The sequence below is a fragment of the Pseudomonas sp. PHC1 genome, from assembly GCF_046487845.1.
Lineage (GTDB): Bacteria > Pseudomonadota > Gammaproteobacteria > Pseudomonadales > Pseudomonadaceae > Aquipseudomonas > Aquipseudomonas sputi.
This window is the reverse complement of record NZ_JBJXHJ010000002.1, coordinates 486,571-510,633: the sequence shown is the minus strand read 5'-3', so window position 1 is coordinate 510,633 and position 24,063 is coordinate 486,571. Positions and strand designations below refer to the sequence as shown.

General features: G+C 61.1%; 22 protein-coding genes and 1 pseudogene. 11 read left to right on the top strand and 12 right to left on the bottom strand.

Features of this window, described 5'->3' with window-relative positions; all coding sequences use genetic code 11:
* Positions 1–24 precede the first annotated feature (24 nt).
* The 4 genes from spoT to ACKJSM_RS04945 all read right to left on the bottom strand — a co-directional run bounded on the left by spoT (position 25) and on the right by ACKJSM_RS04945 (position 4,117).
* Positions 25–2,130, bottom strand: a complete 2,106-nt coding sequence (gene spoT, locus ACKJSM_RS04960; RefSeq protein WP_007954439.1) for a bifunctional GTP diphosphokinase/guanosine-3',5'-bis pyrophosphate 3'-pyrophosphohydrolase — start codon at positions 2,128–2,130, stop codon at positions 25–27.
* Between the two features lie 57 nt (positions 2,131–2,187).
* Positions 2,188–2,451 carry a DNA-directed RNA polymerase subunit omega gene (rpoZ, locus tag ACKJSM_RS04955; RefSeq protein WP_003229503.1) on the bottom strand — a complete coding sequence of 88 codons (264 nt, stop codon included), beginning with the start codon at positions 2,449–2,451 and terminating at the stop codon, positions 2,188–2,190.
* Positions 2,452–2,619: 168 nt separating this feature from the next.
* Complete coding sequence (gene gmk, locus ACKJSM_RS04950) at positions 2,620–3,240, bottom strand: guanylate kinase (RefSeq protein WP_011336561.1); 621 nt, start codon at positions 3,238–3,240, stop codon at positions 2,620–2,622.
* 13 nt (positions 3,241–3,253) lie between these two features.
* Positions 3,254–4,117, bottom strand: coding sequence for a YicC/YloC family endoribonuclease (locus ACKJSM_RS04945; RefSeq protein ID WP_064600420.1), 864 nt, complete (start codon positions 4,115–4,117; stop codon positions 3,254–3,256).
* 269 nt (positions 4,118–4,386) lie between these two features.
* Between ACKJSM_RS04945 and rph the strand changes: the two genes are divergently transcribed.
* Positions 4,387–5,109 (top strand): ribonuclease PH, encoded by a 723-nt coding sequence (gene rph / locus ACKJSM_RS04940; protein WP_003229494.1) that lies wholly within the window; start codon positions 4,387–4,389, stop codon positions 5,107–5,109.
* Between the two features lie 29 nt (positions 5,110–5,138).
* Positions 5,139–5,507, top strand: a complete 369-nt coding sequence (locus tag ACKJSM_RS04935; RefSeq protein ID WP_007954441.1) for a DUF4870 domain-containing protein — start codon at positions 5,139–5,141, stop codon at positions 5,505–5,507.
* A gap of 63 nt (positions 5,508–5,570) precedes the next feature.
* Here the strand turns inward: ACKJSM_RS04935 and ACKJSM_RS04930 are convergent, their stop codons facing one another.
* Complete coding sequence (locus tag ACKJSM_RS04930; RefSeq protein ID WP_007920349.1) at positions 5,571–6,350, bottom strand: exodeoxyribonuclease III; 780 nt, start codon at positions 6,348–6,350, stop codon at positions 5,571–5,573.
* An 82-nt stretch (positions 6,351–6,432) separates the two neighbouring features.
* On the opposite strand from ACKJSM_RS04930, the gene pyrE reads away from it, so the two are divergent.
* On the top strand, positions 6,433–7,077 hold the full coding sequence (pyrE, locus tag ACKJSM_RS04925) for an orotate phosphoribosyltransferase (protein ID WP_011336558.1): 645 nt from the start codon (positions 6,433–6,435) through the stop codon (positions 7,075–7,077).
* A 69-nt stretch (positions 7,078–7,146) separates the two neighbouring features.
* On the opposite strand, the gene argB is transcribed toward pyrE, so the two are convergent.
* The 4 genes and pseudogenes from argB to coaBC all read right to left on the bottom strand — a co-directional run bounded on the left by argB (position 7,147) and on the right by coaBC (position 11,380).
* On the bottom strand, positions 7,147–8,052 hold the full coding sequence (gene argB / locus ACKJSM_RS04920) for an acetylglutamate kinase (protein WP_007954443.1): 906 nt from the start codon (positions 8,050–8,052) through the stop codon (positions 7,147–7,149).
* Positions 8,053–8,076: 24 nt separating this feature from the next.
* Positions 8,077–9,453, bottom strand: a pseudogene (locus tag ACKJSM_RS04915) (phosphomannomutase/phosphoglucomutase); the annotation flags it as partial.
* Positions 9,454–9,710: 257 nt separating this feature from the next.
* Positions 9,711–10,166 carry a dUTP diphosphatase gene (dut, locus tag ACKJSM_RS04910; RefSeq protein WP_011336556.1) on the bottom strand — a complete coding sequence of 152 codons (456 nt, stop codon included), beginning with the start codon at positions 10,164–10,166 and terminating at the stop codon, positions 9,711–9,713.
* Between the two features lie 5 nt (positions 10,167–10,171).
* On the bottom strand, positions 10,172–11,380 hold the full coding sequence (coaBC, locus tag ACKJSM_RS04905) for a bifunctional phosphopantothenoylcysteine decarboxylase/phosphopantothenate--cysteine ligase CoaBC (protein WP_236182304.1): 1,209 nt from the start codon (positions 11,378–11,380) through the stop codon (positions 10,172–10,174).
* Positions 11,381–11,515: 135 nt separating this feature from the next.
* Between coaBC and radC the strand changes: the two genes are divergently transcribed.
* Positions 11,516–12,190, top strand: coding sequence for a RadC family protein (gene radC / locus ACKJSM_RS04900; RefSeq protein WP_236182303.1), 675 nt, complete (start codon positions 11,516–11,518; stop codon positions 12,188–12,190).
* Between the two features lie 68 nt (positions 12,191–12,258).
* On the opposite strand, the gene ACKJSM_RS04895 is transcribed toward radC, so the two are convergent.
* The gene (locus ACKJSM_RS04895) at positions 12,259–13,845 is read right to left on the bottom strand and encodes an ABC transporter substrate-binding protein (protein WP_236182302.1); all 1,587 of its coding nucleotides are present in this window, start codon (positions 13,843–13,845) and stop codon (positions 12,259–12,261) included.
* Positions 13,846–14,291: 446 nt separating this feature from the next.
* On the opposite strand from ACKJSM_RS04895, the gene rpmB reads away from it, so the two are divergent.
* Entirely contained in the window at positions 14,292–14,525 is a 234-nt protein-coding gene (gene rpmB / locus ACKJSM_RS04890; protein ID WP_003177273.1) for a 50S ribosomal protein L28, read from the top strand.
* A gap of 11 nt (positions 14,526–14,536) precedes the next feature.
* Positions 14,537–14,692 (top strand): 50S ribosomal protein L33, encoded by a 156-nt coding sequence (rpmG, locus tag ACKJSM_RS04885; RefSeq protein ID WP_003177274.1) that lies wholly within the window; start codon positions 14,537–14,539, stop codon positions 14,690–14,692.
* Positions 14,693–14,765: 73 nt separating this feature from the next.
* Here the strand turns inward: rpmG and ACKJSM_RS04880 are convergent, their stop codons facing one another.
* Positions 14,766–15,128: a cupin domain-containing protein gene (locus tag ACKJSM_RS04880; protein WP_236182301.1), complete on the bottom strand. Its 363-nt coding sequence runs from the start codon at positions 15,126–15,128 to the stop codon at positions 14,766–14,768.
* A 235-nt stretch (positions 15,129–15,363) separates the two neighbouring features.
* On the opposite strand from ACKJSM_RS04880, the gene ACKJSM_RS04875 reads away from it, so the two are divergent.
* A complete protein-coding gene (locus ACKJSM_RS04875) occupies positions 15,364–16,857 on the top strand; it encodes an aldehyde dehydrogenase (RefSeq protein ID WP_236182300.1) in 1,494 nt (497 codons plus the stop codon).
* A 182-nt stretch (positions 16,858–17,039) separates the two neighbouring features.
* Positions 17,040–18,185 carry an MFS transporter gene (locus ACKJSM_RS04870; protein WP_410236791.1) on the top strand — a complete coding sequence of 382 codons (1,146 nt, stop codon included), beginning with the start codon at positions 17,040–17,042 and terminating at the stop codon, positions 18,183–18,185.
* A gap of 21 nt (positions 18,186–18,206) precedes the next feature.
* Here ACKJSM_RS04870 and ACKJSM_RS04865 read toward each other — a convergent pair whose 3' ends face one another.
* Positions 18,207–19,775 carry a phospholipase D-like domain-containing protein gene (locus tag ACKJSM_RS04865; protein WP_410236790.1) on the bottom strand — a complete coding sequence of 523 codons (1,569 nt, stop codon included), beginning with the start codon at positions 19,773–19,775 and terminating at the stop codon, positions 18,207–18,209.
* 400 nt (positions 19,776–20,175) lie between these two features.
* On the opposite strand from ACKJSM_RS04865, the gene ACKJSM_RS04860 reads away from it, so the two are divergent.
* The 3 genes from ACKJSM_RS04860 to ACKJSM_RS04850 all read left to right on the top strand — a co-directional run bounded on the left by ACKJSM_RS04860 (position 20,176) and on the right by ACKJSM_RS04850 (position 24,059).
* Complete coding sequence (locus ACKJSM_RS04860; RefSeq protein WP_236182297.1) at positions 20,176–20,781, top strand: DUF1120 domain-containing protein; 606 nt, start codon at positions 20,176–20,178, stop codon at positions 20,779–20,781.
* A gap of 147 nt (positions 20,782–20,928) precedes the next feature.
* Positions 20,929–21,636 carry a fimbria/pilus chaperone family protein gene (locus ACKJSM_RS04855; protein WP_410236789.1) on the top strand — a complete coding sequence of 236 codons (708 nt, stop codon included), beginning with the start codon at positions 20,929–20,931 and terminating at the stop codon, positions 21,634–21,636.
* Positions 21,636–24,059 carry a fimbria/pilus outer membrane usher protein gene (locus ACKJSM_RS04850; RefSeq protein ID WP_410236787.1) on the top strand — a complete coding sequence of 808 codons (2,424 nt, stop codon included), beginning with the start codon at positions 21,636–21,638 and terminating at the stop codon, positions 24,057–24,059. Before ACKJSM_RS04855 ends, ACKJSM_RS04850 begins: the two co-directional genes overlap by 1 nt.
* Positions 24,060–24,063 lie beyond the last annotated feature (4 nt).

Below are 24,063 nucleotides of genomic sequence, written 5' to 3'. Positions count from 1 at the left end.
GTATGACTCCTTGTAATGTTTGAGTTATGCACGCATGCGGGTGATGCGGATCACCCCGGTCAGGGCGCGCAGTTTCTTGATCACGCGGGCCAGGTGCACACGGTCGTGGACACTGACCACCAACTGGACAACGCTGATGCGACCATCGCGTTCGTCCATGCTGATTTTCTCGATATTGCCGTCGGCGGCGTTGACGCTGCTGGCCAGCAGGGCGATCAGGCCGCGCTGGTGTTCCAGCTCGACGCGCAGTTCGACGTTGAATTCGCCGGTGACATCCTTGGCCCACGAGAGCTGGATGCATTTTTCCGGGTTGTGCCTGATTTCGCTGATGTTGCGGCAGTTGTCCAGGTGCACGACCATGCCTTTGCCCGCTGACAGGTGACCGACAATCGGGTCGCCCGGGATCGGCGTGCAACATTTGGCGTAACTGAGGACCAGGCCTTCGGTGCCGCGAATCGCCAGCGGGCCTTCCGGGCTTGGCAGTTGTTCGCCTTCGCCGAGCAGGCGGCGTGCCACGACGTAGGCCATGCGGTTGCCCAGGCCAATGTCTTCCAGCAGGTCTTCGATCAGTTCGAGGCGGTACTCGGTGAGCATTGCCTTCACGCGCTCGGCCGGAATCTGTTCCAGCGCGCTGTCGAAGCCGTTGAGCACCTTGTTCAGCAGGCGTTCGCCGAGGCTGATGGATTCGGAGCGGCGTTGCAGTTTCAGCGCATGGCGGATGTGCGTCCGCGCCTTGCCGGTGACCACGAAGTTGAGCCACGCCGGGTTCGGCCGTGCGCCGGGAGCGCTGACGATCTCGACCGTGGAGCCGCTTTGCAGCGGTTCGGACAGCGGCGCGAGACGCCGGTTGATCCGGCAGGCGATGCAGCTGTTGCCGACGTCGGTGTGTACCGCGTAGGCAAAGTCGACCGCCGTGGAGCCTTTGGGCAGCTCCATGATCCGGCCTTTGGGCGTGAACACGTAGACCTCGTCCGGGAACAGGTCGATCTTCACGCTCTCGATGAATTCCAGCGAGTTGCCGGCACGTTGCTGCATCTCCAGCACGCCCTTGACCCACTGACGGGCCCGGGCATGAGTGCCTTTCGGCTGCTCGTCGCCGCTGGATTTGTACAGCCAATGGGCGGCGATGCCGTTGTTGGCCATCTCTTCCATTTCGCGGGTGCGGATCTGGATTTCGATCGGTACACCGTGCATGCCGAACAGCGTGGTGTGCAGCGACTGATAGCCGTTGGCCTTGGGGATCGCGATGTAATCCTTGAAGCGTCCCGGCAACGGTTTGTACAAATTATGTACAGCACCCAGCACGCGGTAGCAGGTATCGACCTTGTCGACGATGATCCGGAACGCATAGACGTCCATGATCTCGTTGAAGGCCCGACGCTTGCCGCGCATTTTCTTGTAGATGCCGTAGAGGTGTTTCTGGCGACCGCTGACTTCACCCTGGATGCCGTCGATGGCGAGGCAGTGGCCGAGTGATTCTTCGATCTTGTTGACGATTTCCTTGCGGTTACCCCGGGCGCGCTTGACGGCCTGGTAGATCCGCGCGGAACGCATCGGGTGCATCGCCTTGAAGCCGAGGTCTTCGAACTCGATGCGGATCGCGTGCATGCCCAGCCGGTTGGCGATGGGGGCGTAGATCTCGAGGGTTTCCTTGGCGATGCGCCGGCGTTTTTCGCCGGACAGCACTTCCAGCGTGCGCATGTTGTGCAGGCGGTCGGCGAGCTTGACCAGGATCACGCGAATGTCGCGCGCCATGGCCATGGCCATTTTCTGGAAGTTTTCCGCTTGGGCTTCGGCTTTGGTCTCGAAGTTCATCTGGGTCAGTTTGCTTACCCCGTCGACCAGTTCGGCCACGGTTTCACCGAACTGCGCTTGCAGCGCTTCTTTGGCAATACCGGTGTCTTCGATCACGTCATGCAGCATCGCGGCCATCAGGCTCTGATGGTCCATGTGCATGTCGGCAAGAATATTCGCCACGGCAAGAGGATGCGTGACGTACGCCTCACCGCTGCGGCGGCGTTGGCCGTCATGGGCTTGTTCGGCGTAGAAATACGCTCGGCGGACCAGGTTGACCTGGTCGTTGCCGAGGTAGGTCGATAAGCGATCGGCGAGGGCGTCTATGCTCGGCATGATAAATCCTGCCGTAAGCTGTGATCCCGCGCCGTGCTACGTCGACCAGGCATAGGCTTAGACGGCCTCGTTGGACTCGTCCTCGAACGCAGCGAAGACAGGGTCTTCGTGGACGATTTCCTGCTCGGCGATGAACTCGTAGCTCATCAGGCCTTCAGCGATTTCACGCAGCGCCACTACGGTCGGTTTGTCGTTTTCCCACTGAACCAGAGGCTCTTTGCCGCCGGTGGCCAGTTGACGGGCACGCTTGGTAGAGAGCATGACCAGCTCAAAGCGGTTTTCCACGTGTTCTAGGCAGTCTTCAACGGTTACGCGGGCCATGGTATTCCTCGGAGCGAATGCAATATGCGCGCTGCCCGGTTGGGCGAGCGGACTCAACAGTTTAAAAAATCACCAGCGATTAGGGAAGCGCTGATTTTTTGACCAGACTCTTCAACGCGCTGCAAGTGCCAATGTAAAGCCCTTGCAGCGGTTTTGGGAAGTGCTGTTTCAGCCCAGCAATTCAGCCAGCAATTTGCCGAAACGCACTTGCTGACGTTTCTGTTGCAGCTGATTGGCGCGGAAAATCGCCTTCAGATCGTCCAGCGCATGGGCGAAATCGTCGTTGATGATCAGGTAGTCGTACTCGACGTAGTGGCTCATCTCGCTGACGGCTTCGCGCATCCGGCCATCGATGATCTCGTCGCTGTCCTGGCCACGGTTGGTCAGGCGCTGGTGCAGGGCCTGCAGCGATGGCGGCAGAATGAAGATCGAACGGGCCTGCGGCATCAGCTTGCGCACTTGCTCGGCGCCTTGCCAGTCGATCTCCAGAATCAGGTCGTGACCTTCGTCCAGGGTCTGCTGCAGGCGGCTTTGCGAGGTGCCGTAGAAGTTGCCGAAGACTTCGGCGCGTTCCAGGAAGTCGCCGTGCTCGCCCATCTTCACGAACTCTTCGCGGGTCACGAAGTGATAGTTCACGCCGTCCACTTCACCCGGGCGCATGGCGCGGGTGGTGTGGGAAATCGAGACGCGAATGTCCGGATTGGTGTCGGTCAAAGCCTTGACCAGACTGCTCTTGCCCGCGCCCGAAGGGGCGGAAATGATGTACAGGGTGCCGGTGCTGTGGGTCATGTCGGGGGTAGCCTTACTCAATATTCTGCACTTGTTCGCGCATCTGCTCGATCAACACCTTGAGGTTGACCGCCGCCTGGGTGCTGCGCGGGTCGAAGGCCTTGGAGCCCAATGTGTTGGCTTCGCGGTTGAGTTCCTGCATCAGGAAGTCCAGGCGCCGGCCGGCGGCACCGCCGGATTTGAGCACCCGGCGAACTTCGATGATGTGGGTGCTCAGGCGATCCAGTTCTTCGGCCACGTCGCTCTTTTGCGCGAGGATGACCATTTCCTGTTCCAGGCGCTGCGGGTCCAGTTCGGCCTTCATGTCGGCAAAACGGTCGAGGACTTTCTGGCGCTGGGTGGCAAGCATCTGCGGAACCAGTTCGCGCAGGGTCACCACATCTTCCTCGATGGCGGTCAGGCGATCGTTGATCAGGCGGGCCAGCTCCGCGCCTTCGCGCTCGCGGCCGGCCTTGAGGTCTTTCAGGCCCTGATTGAACAAGGCCAGCGCCTCGGCGTTCAGCGCCTGCGGGTCGGTGGCGTCGGCGACCAGTACGCCTGGCCAGGCCAGCACTTCCAGCGGGTTCAGCGCGGCCGGGTTCTTGATCAGGCCGGCGACGGTTTCGGCAGCGGCGACCAGTTGCGCGGCGCGCTCACGATCCACCTGCAGCGGCTTGCCGGTGCTTTCCTCGGTGAAACGCAGGGTGCATTCCAGTTTGCCGCGCGACAGGCCCTGGCGCAGGGCTTCGCGGACAGCGCCTTCGAGGTCGCGAAACGACTCCGGCAAGCGCAGGTGGGGCTCCAGGTAGCGGCTGTTGACCGAGCGCAGTTCCCAGCTCAGGGTGCCCTGGACGCCGGCTTTTTCGACGCGGGCGAAGGCGGTCATGCTGTGCACCATGGTGGTACCTCGCAATGCAGATCGGCGCAGAAACGACGTTCCGCGCAGGCGATCTCAATGAATGTAAGCCGACTGGCAGCAAAGGCGCAGGATTGTAGCGCAGTGCGGCGGATGCGCCCAAACACACGGTGTGACAAAGGGCTGCAGGCCGTCGGCAAAGCGCGTTTCAGGGGCTTCGGTCGTCGGCCGGATTTTTTAACGAGTGCCCAGGCGCGGTGCACGGCTCTATAATGCTCCGCAGTTTTCCGTCCCCAGTACAGGTATCTCCTATGAAACGTCCAAGTGGTCGCGCTGCCGATCAGCTCCGCTCGATCCGCATTACCCGCAACTACACCAAACACGCCGAGGGATCGGTACTGGTCGAATTCGGTGATACCAAGGTCATCTGCACCGTCAGCGTCGAAAACGGCGTGCCGCGATTCCTCAAAGGTCAGGGCCAAGGCTGGCTGACTGCCGAATACGGCATGCTGCCACGCGCCACCGGCGAGCGTAACCAGCGTGAAGCGAGCCGCGGCAAGCAGGGCGGTCGTACCCTGGAAATCCAGCGCCTGATCGGTCGTTCCCTGCGCGCCGCGCTGGACATGTCCAAGCTTGGCGATGTCACCCTGTATGTCGACTGCGACGTGATCCAGGCCGACGGCGGTACCCGCACCGCGTCGATCACCGGCGCCATGGTTGCGCTGGTCGATGCACTGAAAGTGATCAAGAAGCGCGGTGGCCTGAAAGGCGGCGACCCGCTCAAGCAAATGATCGGTGCTGTTTCCGTGGGCATGTACCAGGGCGAGCCGGTACTGGATCTGGACTATCTTGAAGATTCCGCCGCCGAGACCGACCTCAACGTGGTGATGACCAGCACCGGTGGCTTCATCGAAGTGCAGGGCACCGCCGAAGGCGCGCCGTTCCAGCCTGAAGAGCTGAACGCGATGCTGGAGCTGGCGAAGAAAGGCATGAACGAAATCTTCGAACTGCAAAAGGCTGCACTGGCCGACTGAGCAGGTTCGTAACCCGCAAGGAGGACGCGATGAGTGATGAGCAAGAGCTGCTGCCCAAGCCGAGCCAGGAGGTTCGCCAATGGGCGATGTTTTGTCACTTGTCCGCCTTGCTGGGGATCTGGATTCCGTTCGGTACGCTGATCGGGCCGCTGGTCCTGTGGCAGATGAAGCGCGAGACCGATCCGTTCATCGACGCTCAGGGTAAGGAAGCGTTGAATTTCCAGATCACCGTGGCGATCGCTTCGATGATCTGCTTCGTGCTGATGCTGTTGCTTATCGGGTTCGTGCTGTTTGGCCTGCTGGCCATTGCGGCGCTGGTGCTGACGATCATCGGTGGGGTGAAAGCCAACGAAGGTTTCCCGTACCGCTATCCGTTCACCTGGCGGTTGATCAAATAACGAACGATCGCCCACAAAAAAACCGACAGTGATGTCGGTTTTTTTGTGTCTGCGAAAGGCCGCTTAGATGGTCAGCGTCCAGTCGTAGTCGACGATCAGCGGCGCGTGCTGCGAGAACCGAGGCTGACGTGGCAGGCGTGCGCTGCGCACGAAGCGCCGCAGCCCTGGAGTCAGGATCTGGTAGTCGAAGCGCCAGCCCAGATTCAGCATCTCGGCCTGTTCGTTGTCCGGCCACCAGCTGTACTGGTCGCCTTCACGGCTGACTTCGCGCAGGGCGTCTACGTAGCCCATGTTGCCGACAATCTCGTCCATCCAGGCGCGTTCCGGCGCCAGGAAACCCGGGGATTGCTGGCTGTCGCGCCAGTTCTTGATGTCGAGCTTCTGCTGCGCGACGTACAGCGAGCCACAATAAATGTACTCGCGACGTTTGCGCCGCTGTTTGTCCAGGTACTTGCCGAAGTCGTCCATGAGCTTGAACTTCTGGTTCAAGTCCTCATCGCCGTTCATCCCCGAAGGAAGCAGCAAGGTGGCAATACTGACTTTGTCGAAATCTGCTTGCAGGTAGCGCCCGTAGCGGTCGGCCGTCTCGAAACCGAGACCGCTGATGACAGCCTTCGGTTGCAACCGCGAATACAAAGCCACGCCGCCTTGGGCAGGGACTTCAGCATCGCAGGCATAAAGGAAGTAGCCATCCAGTTGGAAGGCTGGGTCGTCCAGTTCAAAGGCGGAGGCACGGGTGTCCTGCAGGCAGATGACGTCGGCATTCTGAGCCTGCAGCCAACTGAGCAAACCGCGCTCGACTGCAGCCTGAATACCATTGACGTTCACACTGATGATCCGCATAAATGGCCCCAAAAATCGCGTGCGTGTATGATACACGGCGTCAAGCTAATTAGCTAAATCCGTGGTATTTGGGGTTTTTTTCATGCAAGCGTATCAGCGCGATTTCATTCGTTTTGCCATCGATCGCGGGGTTTTGCGCTTCGGTGAGTTCACCCTGAAGTCCGGGCGCACCAGTCCTTACTTCTTCAATGCCGGCCTGTTCAACTCGGGTTCCGCGCTGGCGCAACTGGGGCGTTTCTACGCCGCGGCCATCGCCGAGAGTGGCATTCCGTTCGACGTGCTGTTCGGCCCGGCCTACAAAGGCATCCCGCTGGCGGCAACCACTGCCGTGGCACTGGCCGAACACCATAACCGTGATTTGCCATGGTGCTTCAACCGCAAGGAAGCCAAGGCCCACGGCGAGGGCGGCAGCCTGGTCGGCGCACCGCTGACCGGTGATGTGCTGATCATCGACGACGTGATCACCGCCGGCACCGCGATCCGTGAAGTGATGCAGATCATCGCTTCCCAGGACGGCGCCAAGGCTGCCGGCGTGCTGATCGCCCTGAACCGTCAGGAGCGCGGCAACGGCGAGCTGTCGGCCATCCAGGAAGTCGAGCGTGATTTCGGCATCCCGGTCATCAGCATCGTGTCGCTGAACCAGGTGCTGGAATTCCTGGCTGACGACCCGCAGCTCAAGCAGCACCTGCCAGCCGTTGAAGCCTACCGCGCCCAGTTTGGCGTCTGATCGTAGCTTCAGGCAAAAAAAGACCCCGCTCAGCCAGGCTGAGCGGGGTCTTTTTGTTTGCGCTACCGCTTAAGGACGCTTGCGATTGCTGATCAGTGTACCCACACCGGTGTCGGTGAAGATTTCCAGCAAGATCGCGTTCGGTACACGGCCGTCGATGATCAGCGAGCTGCCCACGCCGCCCTGAACTGCTTCCAGTGCGCAGCGGATCTTCGGCAGCATGCCGCCGTAGATGGTGCCGTCGGCGATCAGGTCGTCGACCTGCTGGGTGCTAAGGCCGGTCAGCACGGTGCCCGACTTGTCCATCAGGCCGGCGATGTTGGTCAGCAGCATCAGCTTTTCGGCTTTCAGTGCTTCGGCAACCTTGCCGGCCACCAGGTCAGCGTTGATGTTGTACGACTCGCCGTTTTCACCCACGCCAATCGGCGCGATCACCGGGATGAAGTTGCCTTTGACCAGCAGGTTCAGCAGTTCGGTGTTGATCCCGACCACTTCGCCCACATGGCCGATGTCGATGATTTCCGGCTGGGTCATCTCCGGGGTCTGACGGGTGACAGTGAGCTTCTTCGCGCGAATCAACCCGGCGTCTTTACCGGTCAGACCGATGGCGCTGCCGCCGTGGCGGTTGATCAGGTTGACGATGCTCTTGTTGACCTGACCGCCGAGGACCATTTCCACCACGTCCATGGTCGCGGCGTCTGTGACGCGCATCCCGTCGACGAAGTGGCTTTCGATCGACAGGCGCTTGAGCAGATCACCGATCTGCGGGCCGCCACCGTGAACGACCACCGGGTTGATGCCTACGGCCTTCATCAGCACGATGTCGCGGGCGAAGCCGGTTTTCAGCTCCTCGCTTTCCATCGCGTTGCCGCCGTATTTGATCACCAGGGTCTTGCCGACGTATCGGCGGATGTAAGGCAGCGCTTCGGACAGGACCTTGGCAGTGTTGGCGGCGGCATCGCGTTCGAGGGTCATTCAGGGCTCCGGGTGAATCAGCAATCAGAACGGTAGTTGGAGATCAGGTGCAACGCGTTTCAGTTGGGCATGGAACACAGCCTGGATGCGCTGCAGTTCCGCCTCGTCATCGGCCTCGAAGCGCAGCACCAGCACCGGTGTGGTGTTGGACGCGCGCACCAGGCCCCAGCCTTTGGCATAGTCGACCCGCACGCCGTCAATGGTGGTCAGGTCGGCGCCTGGACCCCACTGCGCATCGTGCAGTGCATCAATGATGCTGAATTTGCTCTCTTCGGTCACATGGATATTGATTTCCGGTGTGGAAATATCGTTCGGGAAGGTCGCGAACAGCGTTTCCGCGTCGGATTTTTCCTTGCTGAGGATTTCCAGCAGCCGTGCGGCGCTGTAAATACCGTCGTCGAAACCAAACCAGCGTTCCTTGAAGAAAATGTGCCCGCTCATTTCGCCGGCCAACAGTGCGCCGGACTGTTTCATTTTCTTTTTGATCAACGAGTGACCGGTCTTCCACATTAGCGGCCGGCCGCCATATTCCTTGATCAGCGGGACGAGGCGGCGGGTGCATTTGACGTCGAAGATGATCTCCGCGTCCGGGTTGCGCGCCACCACGTCACGGGCAAACAGCATCAGCAGGCGATCCGGGAACACGATGGTGCCGGTGTTGGTCACCACGCCGACGCGGTCACCGTCGCCGTCGAAAGCCAGGCCGATGTCGGCATTGGTTTCCTTGACCTTGGCGATCAGGTCGACGAGGTTTTCCGGTTTGCCTGGATCCGGGTGATGATTCGGGAAGTTGCCGTCGACTTCGCAGTACAGCGGGATGACTTCGCAGTTCAGCGCTTCGATCAGCTGCGGGGCGATCACGCCGGCCGCGCCGTTGCCGCAATCGACCACGACTTTCAGGCGCCGAGCCAGTTTGATGTCCTGGACGATTTCGGTGGTGTAGCGGTCGAGGATCTCGACCTGAGTCACGCTGCCCGTGCCGCTGCTCAGGTTGCCGGTCTTGAGGCGCTCGTGCAGGGCCTGGATCTGTTCGTTGGCGAGGGTGTCGCCGGCGATCACGATCTTGAAGCCGTTGTAGTTCGACGGGTTGTGGCTACCGGTGAGCATCACCCCGGATTTGCCAGCCAGCACGTTGGCGGCGTAGTACAGCGCAGGCGTCGGCACCAGGCCGACGTCGCTGACGTGGCAGCCGCTTTCGGCGATGCCGCGGATCAGTTCGGCCACCAGCTCCGGGCCGGACAAACGGCCGTCACGGCCGACGGACACGTTCGGTTCGCCCTGGGCCAGGCTCTGGGAGCCGATGGCGCGACCGATCCAGTAGGCGGTTTCGCCATTGAGGAATTCCGGCACGGTGCCGCGAATGTCGTAGGCGCGGAAGATGCTGTCGGGAAGCTTCGGGGCGACTTGGGCGGGGGTGCTCATCTGCGAAAATGCTCCATCTCGAAAGTGGCTGGACACACCGACGACTCATTCGACGGCAGGTTCAAACTGAAGGGTATGACGGCGGTTTTCACAGAGAGTTCGTGGTGTGAAAGGGCCATGACGCCTTGTGCGGCGTGGCTTTGGCCTGCCAATGCCTTGATTTTCAGCGGTAAAGCTTCCAGATGAATCTGCGTATTTTTATGGCGAAGGAGCAGGCTCCCTCGCCACAAAACCAATCACTTGGTGCCGGAATGGCCGAAACCACCTGTGCCGCGCTCGGTCTCGACAAACTCTTCAACCATTTCGAAGTGCGCCTGCACTACCGGCACCAGTACCAGCTGCGCCAGGCGTTCGCCGACCGGCATGGTGAATTCAGTCTGGCCGCGGTTCCAGCAGGACACCATCAGCGGGCCCTGGTAGTCGGAGTCGATCAGGCCGACGAGGTTGCCCAGCACGATCCCGTGCTTATGGCCCATGCCCGAGCGTGGCAGGATCAGCGCGGCAAGGTTCGGGTCGCCGATGTAGACCGACAGACCGGTCGGGATCAGCACGGTTTCACCCGGTTTGATCACGATGTCCTCTTGCAGCATGGCGCGCAGGTCGAGGCCGGCGGAACCCGGTGTGGCGTATTGCGGCAGCGGGAATTCGGTACCGATGCGTGGGTCGAGGATCTTGGCTTGCAAAGCGTGCATGTAAATTAAACCTGGTTCAGACGTTCGGCGATAAAAGTGACCAGTTGGCGAGCGATCTTGCTCTTGCTGGTCTGGGCGAAAACCGTGGCGTGCAGCGCACGGTCGATGACGCTGCAGGCGTTTTCTTCGCTGTTGAAACCGATGCTCGGGTTGGCGACGTCGTTGGCGACGATCAGATCGAGATTCTTGTCCTTCAGCTTGCGTGCAGCGTAGTCGAGCAGGTGTTCGGTCTCGGCGGCGAAGCCGACACTGAACGGACGGTCGGGACGGGTCGCGATGGTGGCCAGGATGTCCGGGTTGCGCACCATTTGCAGGACGAAGCCGTCACCGCTTGTAGGGTCTTTCTTCAATTTTTGCGGGGCGACGACTTCCGGACGGTAGTCTGCGACCGCCGCCGAGGCGATGAAGATGTCGCAGGGGATCGCGGCTTCACACGCGGCGAGCATGTCGCGGGCGCTGACCACGTCGATGCGGGTGACGCGATCCGGCGTCGGCAGGTGCACCGGGCCGCTGATCAGCGTCACGCGGGCGCCGGCTTCTACTGCCGCTTCAGCCAGCGCGAAGCCCATTTTGCCGGAGCTGTGGTTGGTGATGTAGCGCACCGGGTCGATGTTTTCCTGGGTCGGGCCGGCGGTGATGACCACGTGCCTGCCGGTCAGCGCCTGACGCTGGAAGCAGTCCGCCGCGAGCTGAGCCAGGTCGGTGGCTTCCATCATGCGGCCCATGCCGACGTCGCCGCAGGCCTGGCTGCCGGAGGCCGGGCCGAAAGTCTTGAGGCCACGGCTTTCAAGCAGTTGCAGGTTGGCCTGGGTCGCCGGATCGCGCCACATGGCCTGGTTCATGGCCGGAGCGACCGCCACGATGGCGTCGGTGGCCAGCACCAGCGTGGTCAGCAGATCATTGGCGATGCCTTGGGCCAGCCGGGCGAGCAGGTCGGCGGTGGCCGGGGCGATCAGCACCAGATCGGCCCATTTGGCCAGTTCGATGTGGCCCATCGCCGCTTCGGCGGCCGGGTCGAGCAGGTCCAGGTGAACCGGGTGGCCGGACAGCGCCTGCATGGTCAGCGGGGTGATGAATTCGCTGCCGCCACGGGTCATGACCACGCGCACTTCGGCGCCCTGATCGATCAGGCGGCGCACAAGATCCGCGCTCTTGTAGGCAGCAATGCCGCCGCCGACGCCCAGAACGATGCGTTTCCGATACAGCCGCTGCATAGGTCTGCCTTTCATTTCGTTGGTGACATACGTGGCGAAACCCCCTCCCCAGGGTGAATTCGCCCGCAAAAAAGATGGGCTACGATATCACAGCGACCGCTACGGAACAGCGGCGCCCACAGACAAGGAATGTGTATGAGTATTCGCGATTGGCCGGCGGCGGAGAGGCCGCGGGAGAAACTGTTGGAACAGGGCTCGGGAAGTCTTTCCGATGCCGAATTGCTGGCGATTTTTCTACGCACCGGCGTAGCAGGAAAGAGTGCGGTGGATCTGGCGCGGCACTTGTTGAATCAGTTTGGCAGCCTGCGTGCTTTGCTGGAGGCTGATCTCGGAGCGTTCAGCGAGCAATTGGGCTTGGGGCCGGCGAAATTTGCTCAATTGCAGGCCGTGCTGGAAATGGCCCGGCGGCATCTGGCCGAGCGCATGCGTCAGAAGCCGACCCTGGAAAATCCACAGGTCGTACGCGACTACCTCAAAGCCATGCTGCGCCACGAGCCGCATGAGGTGTTCGGCTGTCTGTTTCTGGACTCAAAACACCAAGTGCTGACCTTTGAGCCTTTGTTTCGGGGCTCCATCGACAACACTGCGGTCCATCCCCGGGAAGTGGTGAAGCGTGCGCTGGCGAACAACGCGGCGGCGCTCATCCTGTGCCACAACCACCCGTCGGGAAACACCGATCCCAGTCAGGCTGATCGATTATTGACCAAGCGCTTGCAGAAGGCCCTGGAGTTGATCGACGTTCGGGTGCTGGATCACTTCATCGTCGGTGATGGTGAGCCGTTGTCGATGGCGGAGTGCGGTTGGATGTAAATCTCAAGGAACTGAAAACCCTGTGGGAGCTGGCAAGTCAGCTCCCACAGGTTATGTGTTTTGGCGGGTTATTTGAGGGTGACCTTGGAGTAGTCCTGCCGCCCGAACGGGCTCACCGAGTAACCCTGCACGTCTTTGCGCGTCAGTGCATACGCCGTCGGATGCGCCAGCGGCAGCCACAGCGCCTGCTGCTGGATCTGCGTTTGTGCCTGTTCGTAGAGCTTGGTGCGCACACCTTGCTCGCTGGTGGTCTTGCCGGCGCTGATCAGCTTGTCCAGGTCGGCGTTGCAGTAACGGGCGAAGTTGGTGCCGGACTTCACCGCCGCACAGGAAAACTGCGGGGTGAGGAAGTTGTCCGGATCGCCGTTGTCGCCGGCCCAGCCCATGAACAGCAAGTCATGCTCGCCCGCCTTGGCGCGACGGATCAGTTCGCCCCATTCGATCACGCGGATTTCCGCCTGAATGCCGATTTCCGCGAGATCCGATTGCAGCAGTTGTGCACCCAGGCTCGGGTTCGGGTTGAGCAGACTGCCGGACGGACGCGTCCAGATAGTGGTCTGGAAGCCATCCTTCAATCCGGCCTTGGCCAGCAATGCCTTGGCCTTGTCCACGTCGTGGGCGTAGCCCGGCAGGTTCTTCGCGTAGCTCCAGGTGTTCGGCGGATACGGGCCGTTGGCAGCTTCGGCGGTGTCTTCAAACACAGCTTTGAGGTAGTTGGCCTTGTCGAAGGCGAGGTTGATCGCCTGACGCACTTCCGGTTTGTCCAGTGGCGGATGCTGGCTGTTGATGCCGACGAATGCGGTCATGAATGCGTCAGTCTTTTCGACTTTCAGCGTCGGTTCCTGTTTTGCCGCCTGCACGTCCAGCGGTTTTGGCGACAGGGCAATCTGGCACTCGTTGCGCCGCAATTTTTGCAGGCGCACGTTGGCGTCCGGGGTGATGGCGAAGATCAGCGGATCCACCGCCGGTTTGCCGCGGAAGTAGGCCGGGTTGGCCTTGTAGCGGATCGAAGCGTCTTTCTGGAAGCGGTTGAACACGAACGGGCCGGTGCCGATCGGTTGGCTGTTGAGCTTGTCGGTCGCGCCGGCCTTCAGGAGTTTGTCGGCGTATTCAGCAGAATAAATGGAGGCAAAACCCATGCTCAGGGTCGCGAGGAACGTCGAGTCCGGGTGATCGAGGGTGAAGCGCACGGTCAGCGGATCCAGCGCGTCGATCTTTTTGATCAGGCTCGGCAACTGCATCGACTGGGCATGGGGAAAGCCGCTCTGGGCGACCTTGTGCCATGGGTTGGCCGGGTCGAGCATGCGGTCGAAGCTGAACTTGACGTCTTCGGCGGTCAGCTCGCGGGTCGGCTTGAAGTAGTCGGTGGTGTGGAATTTCACCTGCGGGTGCAGCTTGAAGACGTAAGTCAGGCCATCGGTGCTGACTTCCCAGCTGTCGGCCAGGCTCGGGACGACCTTGCCACTGGCGGTGTCGAAGTCCACCAGCCGATTCATCAGCACGTCGGCCGAGGCGTTGGTAGTGGTCAGCGAGTTGTACTGCACCACGTCGAAGCCCTCAGGGCTGGCCTCGGTGCAGACGCTCAGGGCGGCGGCCTGGGCCAGTGGACTCAGTAACAGCGGGGCGAAGAGCAGGGGGAGGGCAGCGAGGCGCATGGTCGGCTTCCTTTACAGATCGAAGGCCCATCTGCAAGTGCAGTCTGGAAAAGGCCTACCCTAGTGGTCGCGATTGCAAATGACTATCCCCTTTTTGCATTTTCGAGGCTGCATGGCTGAGGATTTGTCGGAAGAGGCGGCAGGAAAAGTCTCGATAGCGGGTATGATCGATTTTCTTCGACGAATGGTAAAAATTGCCGGCAGCCCTAGCCCAAGGCGCTTGCGGCCGTCGAAAGCGGCTTTTTAGCCATTCTTTGTTCACGGAAAGTTGTTGCTCCGTGGTCTTTCTGGTATAAAGCAGCGCTCTTTTCTAGGGGCCCGGTTCCTTCGCTTGTAGGTGTAGCCGGTAAGACCTCTAAAGAATCGCGGCGCCTGGCGCCACAATGACTAGAGATTAAGCGGCCAACCCATGCCGGGTTGGGCATGTGGTTTTAGAGGGCTGAGGCATGTCTAGAGTATGTCAAGTTACCGGTAAGGGTCCGGTGACTGGGAACAACATTTCCCACGCAAACAACAAAACCCGTCGTCGTTTCCTGCCGAACCTGCAGCATCACCGCTTCTGGGTTGAAGAAGAGAAACGTTTCGTACGCCTGCGCGTTTCCGCCAAAGGCATGCGTATCATCGACAAGCGTGGCATCAGCGTTGTGCTGGCCGAGCTGCGTCGCGACGGCAAGGTTTAAGGGAGCTAATCATGCGTGAATTGATTCGTTTGATTTCGAGCGCCGGTACTGGTCACTTCTACACTACCGACAAGAACAAGCGTACTACCCCGGACAAAATCGAGATCAAGAAATATGATCCGGTTGTTCGCAAGCACGTGATCTACAAGGAAGGCAAAATCAAGTAATTGATTTTTCCCGACTTACGAAAAAGGCCCGTATCTCACGATACGGGCCTTTTTTGTGGCCTGGTGAAGGGCCTCAAGCCTTCTGTTCGAAGATCACATAGACCTTGCGGCAAGCCTCCAGCACTTCCCATGTGCCACGGAAACCGGCCGGGATCACGAAGCGGTCACCCACACGCAGGGTCTTGGCGTTGCCTTCGCTGTCGCGCAGTACCGAAACGCCCTGGAGGATTTCGCAGTATTCGTGTTCGGTGTAATTCACCGTCCACTGACCGACTGCCCCTTCCCACACGCCGACGCCCATTTGCCCACAAGGGCTGTCGTATTGATTGAACACCGCCTGCTCGGGATCCCCCTTCAGCACTTTGGCCGGGTCCGGGCGATAGCGTTCGGCTTCGCGGGTGGTCAGGCTGATGTCGACGACGTTCTGGATGTTCATTGTTGTTTTCTCCCGTGGTGACGGCGCGGTGGCTTGAAAGGGCCAAAGTCTATGTTGATTAAATTGAACGCCGCAAGGCGCTATGGCCGTCTTGTGTCAAATATATTGAAACAACCCCGGCCGCTGGTTTAGGGTGGCGGATGCCTTGGGCCGAAAAGCAGGCTGGCCGGGCAGTATTCCTGAGGACGACCGCGACGATCGCGGCGCTCGTATTGAACAAGAGGAGGACACTCGAATGACCACCCTGACTCGTGCCGACTGGGAACAACGCGCCCGCGACCTGAAAATTGAAGGCCGCGCCTTCCTCAATGGCGAGTACACCGATGCCGTCTCCGGCGAGACCTTCGAGTGCATCAGCCCGGTCGATGGCCGTCTGCTGGGCAAAATTGCCAGCTGTGACGCCGCCGACGCCCAGCGCGCCGTGGAAAACGCCCGCGCTACCTTCAATTCCGGCGTCTGGTCGCGCCTGGCGCCGACCAAGCGCAAAGCCACCATGATCCGTTTCGCCGGCCTGCTCAAGCAGCATGCCGAAGAACTGGCCCTGCTCGAAACCCTCGACATGGGCAAACCGATCAGCGACTCGCTGTACATCGACGTGCCGGGTGCCGCACAAGCGCTGAGCTGGAGCGGTGAGGCGATCGACAAGATCTATGACGAAGTCGCCGCTACCCCGCACGATCAACTGGGTCTGGTAACCCGGGAGCCGGTCGGTGTGGTCGGGGCCATCGTGCCGTGGAACTTTCCGCTGATGATGGCCTGCTGGAAGCTCGGCCCGGCCCTGTCGACCGGTAACTCGGTGATCCTCAAACCGTCTGAAAAATCCCCGCTGACCGCCATCCGCATCGCCGAACTGGCAGTCGAGGCCGGCATCCCGAAAGGCGTGCTGAACGTGCTGCCGGGTTACGGCCACACCGTCGGCAAGGCGCTCGCGCTGCACAATGACGTCGACACCCTGGTGTTCACCGGATCGACCAAGATCGCCAAGCAACTGATGATCTATTCCGGCGAATCGAACATGAAGCGCGTCTGGCTGGAAGCCGGCGGCAAGAGCCCGAACATCGTGTTTGCCGATGCACCGGATCTGCAAGCCGCGGCCGAATCCGCCGCCAGCGCCATTGCCTTCAACCAGGGCGAAGTCTGCACCGCCGGTTCGCGCCTGCTGGTCGAGCGTTCGATCAAGGACAAATTCCTGCCGATGGTGATCGAGGCCCTCAAGGCCTGGAAACCGGGCAACCCGCTGGATCCGGCCACCAACGTTGGCGCGCTGGTGGATACCCAGCAGATGAATACCGTGCTGTCCTACATCGAGTCGGGCCACACCGACGGTGCCAAACTGGTGGCCGGTGGCAAGCGCATTCTTCAGGAAACCGGTGGCACCTACGTCGAGCCAACGATTTTCGACGGCGTGAGCAACGCGATGAAAATTGCCCAGGAAGAGATCTTCGGCCCGGTGCTGTCGGTCATCGCTTTCGACACCGCCGAGGAAGCGATCAACATCGCCAACGACACGCCTTACGGTCTGGCGGCGGCGGTCTGGACTCAGGACATCTCCAAGGCGCACCTGACCGCCAGGGCACTGCGTGCCGGCAGCGTGTGGGTCAATCAGTACGATGGCGGCGACATGACCGCACCGTTTGGCGGCTTCAAGCAGTCGGGCAACGGCCGTGACAAGTCGCTGCATGCGTTCGACAAATACACCGAGCTGAAGGCGACCTGGATCAAGCTGTAAACCGTTAAGGGAGCCCCGAGTCGGGCTCCCGAACGATACAAGGATCCCTGTGGGAGCGAGCTTGCTCGCGAAAGCGGTGTATCAGTCAGCAAATCTGCTGAATGTGAAACCGTTTTCGCGAGCGAGCTCGCTCCCACAGTGGTTTTGTGGTGCACATAAAAATATCCACAGGAGCGTGGACCATGCGTTGGGCGACGTATTTCGCCGTTTTGGCATCTGTCTTGAGTGTTGGTCTGGCCCTCGGTGTCAGCATGCCGCTGGTGTCGCTGCGCCTGGAGGGTTGGGGCTACGGCTCATTCGCCATCGGTGTGATGGCGGCGATGCCGGCCATCGGCGTGTTGCTGGGGGCAAAGATTTCCAGTCATCTGGCGGCGCGCTTCGGCACAGCCAATCTGATGCGTCTTTGTCTGTGGGGCGGGGCACTGTCCATCGGCCTGCTGGCACTGCTGCCGAGTTACCCGATCTGGCTGGTGTTGCGGCTGATGATCGGGGTGATCCTGACCATCGTGTTCATCCTCGGCGAGAGCTGGATCAATCAACTGGTGGTCGAGCACTGGCGCGGGCGACTGGTTGCTCTGTATGGCAGCAGCTATGCATTGAGCCAGCTGTCTGGTCCGTTGCTGCTGGGTGCGCTCGGCACTGAGCATGATTATGGTTTTTGGGTTGGAGTCGCCCTGCTGATGGCCTCACCCTTGTTGTTGCTGGGCCGCAGCGGCGCCCCAAGCAGCGAGGCCAGCAGCGTGACGTTCGGCGATTTGTGGGGCTTTGCTCGCGAACTGCCGGCAATTGCCTGGGCGGTGTCGTTGTTCGCTGCATTCGAGGCGATGATCCTGACGCTGTTGCCGGTGTATTGCCTGCAACAGGGTTTTACGGCGCAAATTGCGCTGGCGATGGTCAGCACCGTCGTGGTGGGCGATGCGCTGCTGCAATTGCCCATTGGTGCGCTGGCCGACTACCTGTCGCGGCGGACCTTGTTCACCGGTTGCGCCGTGGTGCTGATGCTGTCGAGCCTGGCGATCCCGATGCTGCTCGACACCTTGCTGATCTGGCCGCTGTGGGTGTTGTTCGGCGCCAGTGCCGGTGGCCTGTTCACCCTGTCGCTGATCCTGATCGGTGAGCGCTACCGCGATGATGCACTGGTGCGAGCCAATGCCCATGTTGCGCAACTGTGGGGTGTTGGTTGTCTGCTCGGACCTTTGATGGCGGGAGCGGGCAGTCAGTGGATCAGTGGACACGCGTTGCCGTGGCTGATGGCGGCCGGAGCGTTCGGGCTGGTGCTTCTGCTGTCGCGGCAAGGCGCATTCGGCAAGGTGCCGGAGCCCGCTTGATGAGGCTGGTGGAGCGGGCTGCTACAGCATCCGCTCCAGTCCAACCGTGGTGCTGAACCACGCATTGAACCGTCGCCACCAACTGCCGGGTTCCTTGGTCAGCGTGTGCATCTGGCCGTTGTCTTCGGTAACCCAGACGACTTTTCCATCCTGCAGTTTCGCCTCGTAACTCAGCGCCGGTGCCATGCCCTGCAAGGCCAGCTCGCGCACGTGCGCTGCCAGTTCGGGACTGTCCACCAGCACCCCGACTTCGGTGTTCCACAGCACCGAGCGCGGGTCGAAATTGAACGAGCCAATGAACGATTTTTTGCCGTCGAAGATCATCGCTTTGCTGTGCAGGCTCGAATCCGAGCCGCGATAGGACTTGCTGTAAAACAGGTGCGGGCCGCTGCCGTAATTATCTCCAGGCTGGCGCCGCAGTTCGAAGAGCTTCACGCCGTGTTCCAGCAACGCCTTGCGATACGGCGCGTAACCGCCATGCACGGCTGGCACGTCAGTGGCTTCCAGCGAATTGGTCAGCAGACTCACCGCTACGCCGGCATCGGCACGGCCGGTCAGGTAGACCAACCCCGGCTGCCCCGGTACGAAGTAGGCAGAAATCATCACCAGTTCGTTGCTGACACCGGTGAGCTCCGGCGCCAGTTGGGTCGTCAGCAGCAGGTGCGGATCGGGTTCGCCCTTGGCCAGCACCTTGCTCGGCGCATCCCACAGCGCCTGGTTCCAGGCCCAGATCAGTTCCCGGCGCCAGACGTCCATGCGCGGAGCGGTGCGGTAAGTCATCAACTGCTGATACAGCGCGTGATTCTGTTTGCGGGTGTCTTCCAGCGACTCTTCCAGTCGCGTGCGGGTGTTTTGCAAGTCTTTGGGGGTGGGTTTGCTGGAAAGAAACTCTTCGATCGGCCTGCTCAGCGCGCTGTTCCAGTACTGGTCGAAACTGTGTCCGAGTTGTTCGGCGACCGGCCCGACACTGAGCATGTCGATATCGGTGAAGTTTAGATTGGGTTCGGCATCGAAGTACTCGTCGCCCAGATTGCGCCCGCCGACGATCGCCGCGCTGTTGTCCGCCAGCCACAACTTGTTGTGCATCCGCCGGTGCTGCAGCGACAGGTTGAACAGCCGGCCTGCGGCGCGGGTCACGCCGGTGCTGCGTCCCAGGTGCAATGGATTGAACAGACGGATCTGGATATTCGGATGCGCCGCCAGCGTGGCGATGATCAGGTCGAGGCCGTCGCTGGTGGTGTCGTCCAGCAGGATCCGCACCCGCACGCCACGATCAGCGGCCTTCAGCACTTCTTCCACCAGCATTCGCGTGCTGATGCCGTCATGGACGATGTAGTACTGCAGGTCGAGGCTGCTTTGGGCGTTGCGGATCAGTTCGGCGCGGGCAGTGAAGGCTTCGGTGCTGTTGGACAGCAGGCGAAAACCGGACTGGCCCTTGTAGGGCGCTGCCTGCGCCTGAATTGAACGGCCGAATGCCGATTCGTTCGCCGGCAAGGCCTGACTTGGTTCCCTGGGAACATCCAGCGAAGCGCAACCGCCGAGCAACAGGACGAACAACAGGGCAAACGGCAGAGTGTGTCTGGAGCTCAAGTCGGATCGTTCCGGGTGAGTGGCGAGATCAGGAGTATGGCACGACAGGCACCGGGTGTTGCCCCAGCGTGTCTGGTCAATCCGACTCACGGCGCAGAGCGGCGTGTAGCCCGGGGCTGTCGGCAGGGTGAGCATGTTTAAACAGATCGGCGATTTTTCCGGCTCACATCAGCTACGCCCGCCAGCGATTTTTCCAGTGCGAATCGCGCTTTCGCCTTACATCGCTGCCGGGAGGCAATTGGAATAATGACAACGCTGATTTTGAAACAGGAATTTTCCTGTCTTTCAGTAGAAGACGCGTAGCTGGCTGTCATCTTTCGATTCTTATGGAGTGAGAATTTTCATGCGCAAGACCTTTCGTGCAATTGCTGTCGCAAGCACCTTGTTACCGGCAGGGGTCATGGCCGATAGCGCGGATCTGACGATCACGGGCTCGATTATTCCGACCTCGTGTACACCGGCCTTCACCGGCGGCAATACGGTCGACCTGGGAGACATTCCCGCCGGTTCTCTGAACCGGGATCGGCAGACCGAACTGCAAAACCGCAACATAACCCTGAGCATCAGTTGCTCCGCAGCCGCCCCCATGGCGATCAAGGTGCATGACAACCAGACTCATACACGACTGCCCGGGATTGTCGTCGATGGTTCCGACTGGGCCATGTACATCTACGGGATCGGTGAAGTCGCCGGGGCGAAGATCGGTGGCTACGGTCTGCGATTCGGCACACCCTCCGTCGACGGTCAGCCGTCGATGATCCTGTACAAGCAAGGAGACATGGCCAACTGGGACACTCCCGATACGGCAACGCTGGTCGGGAAATACACCGAAGGCGGCAACCTTCGGTACTCGTGGGGGGCGTCGTTGTCGGCAGGCCCGACACCTGGCACCGTGCATACGTTTCCCATGACGCTGGTCCCGGTCATCGGCCCGTCGTCGAGCCTGCCGATTACCTCCGAGTTCGCACTGAACGGGTCGGCTACGTTCGAGTTGCTTTACCTCTGAAGGGGCGCGTGACGGTGCCGGACCTGAGACACACCAAGGCTTTGCAGTAACTCTCGACAGGCGTGGCCTGTCATTTCCAATCAACCTGATCGGCTGGCTCGTGGCCCGGCATTGCCGCCGGCTGCGCGCTCGCCTGTGGAAAACGACATGAACGCGTTCGCACGCAACGCCATCACCCGTGTACTGCTGGTGTTCTTGCTGGGGCCCGGATCGATCCGGGCGGCGGGGATGGTTCCCGAAACGCCGGTGCTGGTGCTCGATGAAGGACTGGGTGAGGCGGGGATCAATGTGTTCAACAGCGAGCCTCATCCGGCGCTGCTGCATACTTCTGTCGAGGATGTGCCGCAAGACACCGAGCCGTTGCTTCTTCTGACGCCGCCGGTGGCCCGGGTCGAGCCCGGAGCCATCCAGCGTGTGCGATTCATTCTGCGCAGCGCTGAACCGCTGAAGACCGAGCGTCTCAAGCGTGTGGTGTTCGAAGGGATCGCGCCGCAGGATGCGACGGGCAAGGCGCAGGTCAGCCTGAGTGTGCGCCAGAACATCCCGGCGATCCTGCGGCCGGCAAAGCTGCCGGTCGACCGTGAGCCCTGGAAACATCTGGTCTGGTCACGTCAGGGCACTGAGGTCAAGGTGCGCAATCCCAGCCCGTATGTCGTGCGACTGGGCCATTCGGTGACGTTGTTGCCGGGTGGCAAGGAGATGGATCTGGGGCGCACCTATGTGTTGCCCGGCGAACAGCTGACCTTGAGCGGGGTGGCCGAGCCGAGCCATTTACAGCGTCAGGTACGGCTGTTTCCAGTGACCACTTACGGTTTCGCCATTGCGCACTTCGACGCTCCGTTGGTGACGGATTGATGCATCGAATGTGTCGCGCCGGCGCGGCGCTGATGATCGTTTTTGGCGCCGCTCCTGTCGTCAATAGCGCCGAGCATGTGTCCGTGCAGTTCAATCAGGCTGTACTGAAATCCCGCGGGCTGGATCCGCGCCTGGCCGAGTACTTCAGCCAGGCGCCGCGCTTTCGCGAGGGCGTGCAGGCCGTCACCCTGTCGGTCAACGGCGTTCCCAAGGGACGGGTGCAGGTTACGTTCGATGCCGAAGGCGAATTGTGTTTCACGCCGTCACTGCTGGAGCGCGGCGATATCAGGGCAGTGGATCATGTTGAGTCGGCGGGTGGATCGGGGTGTGAACTGTTCGCTCGGTACTTTCCTGACGCTGTGGTGCAAGCCGATCCGTCGCAGGAACACATCGCCCTGCTGTTGCCCTCCGCTGTGCTGTTGCCCGAACGTCCGGCCCGTCGCAGCTTCCTGAACGGTGGTACGGCAGGCCTGTTCAACTACGATGCCTTATTGCTTGGCAACCGTTTCGCCGGCCAGTCATCGCAGTACCGGAACTTGAACGCTGAGCTGGGCCTGAATGCGGCGGACTGGTCGTTTCGCAGTCGTCAGGTGTACAGCGAGTTCGCCGGTCAGGATCGCCTCGAGCACCTGTATGCCTATGCCTCGCACACCTCGGAGCGCTATCAGGCCAACCTGCAACTGGGTCAGTTGAACATGGTTTCCCCGTTGTTTTCCGGCGAGGCTTTTAACGGCTTTCAGGTGCAGCCGGAACTTGCCTTGATGGCGCTGGACGATGACAGCTCCGGTGCGCGGGTTGAAGGCATTGCCTATTCCGCCGCGCGGATCGAAGTCACACAGAACGGTGCGCTGATCTACACCACGGTGGTGCCCGGTGGCCCGTTCACTCTGGTCGGTTTGCCGTTGCTCAGTCAGAGCGTGGATCTGGAAGTGACGGTGCATGAAGGAGACGGGCAGCAGCGGCGCTTCATTGTGCCGGCGACGCAGTTACGTGGCGGGATGACGGGACGGGCGGCCGGTTATGGGCTGGCGGTCGGCCAAGTGCGACGCTACGCCGGTGACGATCGAGATTCGCCGTCCTTTGCCGCTGCCAGCAAGGACTGGCGGCTGGGGGCGCGCGGGCAGGTTACGGCCGGCGCCATGCTCGGCACAGGCTATGAGTCGGTGGGCTGGGCGATGCAGGGCAGCATCGGCGATCGGCTGGTACTCGGTGGCCGACAGGTGATTTCCCGGGCGCAGGAACAGGCAGTGTCCGGCGCGCAGTTGCAGTGGACGGCCAGCGGTCTGTTGAGCGAGAGGTTGTCGGCGAGTATTGCGCTGACCCAACAGACCCAGGGTTTCCGCACGCTGTCGGATACCACCTGGGACTCGCACAATGATCAGCCGTTTCAGCGGGTACGCAATCAACTGACGGCCAATCTCAGCACCAGCAGTCCGATGTACGGCGGCCTCTCCGCCAGCTACTCGCGGTACTCCTTGCTTGACGGGACGGCCACTTCAAGAGCCGCCCTGGCCTGGTCGCAGAGCATTCGGCGGGCCAATGTGACATTGTCGGTTGAACGCGATGTTGCCGGGGCGCCGGACGATGCGCGTGGCACCGCGGCTTATCTGAGTGTCAGCCTGCCGTTGGGTGTGCGGCAGACGTTGCGCGGCTATGTGCGCAACGACGATGTGGGCGGCACCCGCAGCGGCCTGAGATTCAATGAACAGCTCAGCGACACACTGGCCTACAGCATCGGCGCCGAACGGCCGGATAACGGTAGCGCCGGGTTCAACGGGCGGGTCAATCTGTTGCCCCACTACAGTCAGATGGACATGGGCTATTCCCGCAGCGGTGCCGGTAACCAGAACTATGACATCGGCTTTCGCGGCGGTGCGCTGATCCATGGTGAGGGCGTGACCCTGTCGCCCTATCCACTGCGCGAAACCTTCGCCTTGCTCAAGGCCGGCGACAGTGCCGGCGTCAAGCTGAACACCCCGCGCGGCCCGGTCTGGACCGACTATTCCGGGCGCGCCGTGGCGGCGAGTCTGCCGGCGTACAGCACAGGCCGGGTCGAACTCGACACGGCCAGCCTGGGGCGCAATGTCGATGTGCACAACGCTTACCTGGAAGTCGAAGCCGGGCGTGGTGCGGTAGCGACGCTTGCATTCGACATGGTCACCGCGCGGCGCCTGCTGTTACAGGCGCGTTCCGCCGACAACGTTCTTCTGCGCAAGGGTGGAGCCGTTTTCGACGCGCAGGGGCAGTACATCACCAACGTACTGGAAGCCGGCACGATCTTTTTGCCCGATGTCCGGCCGGACACGATTTTGCACGTGGTGCTGCCCGATGGCAGTCGCTGTCGGCTGTCCTACGACCTCGGCGAACAACCCGACACGCACGCGCTGTACGAAACGGCGCAAGCCACCTGCCACGCGGTTTAAGGAG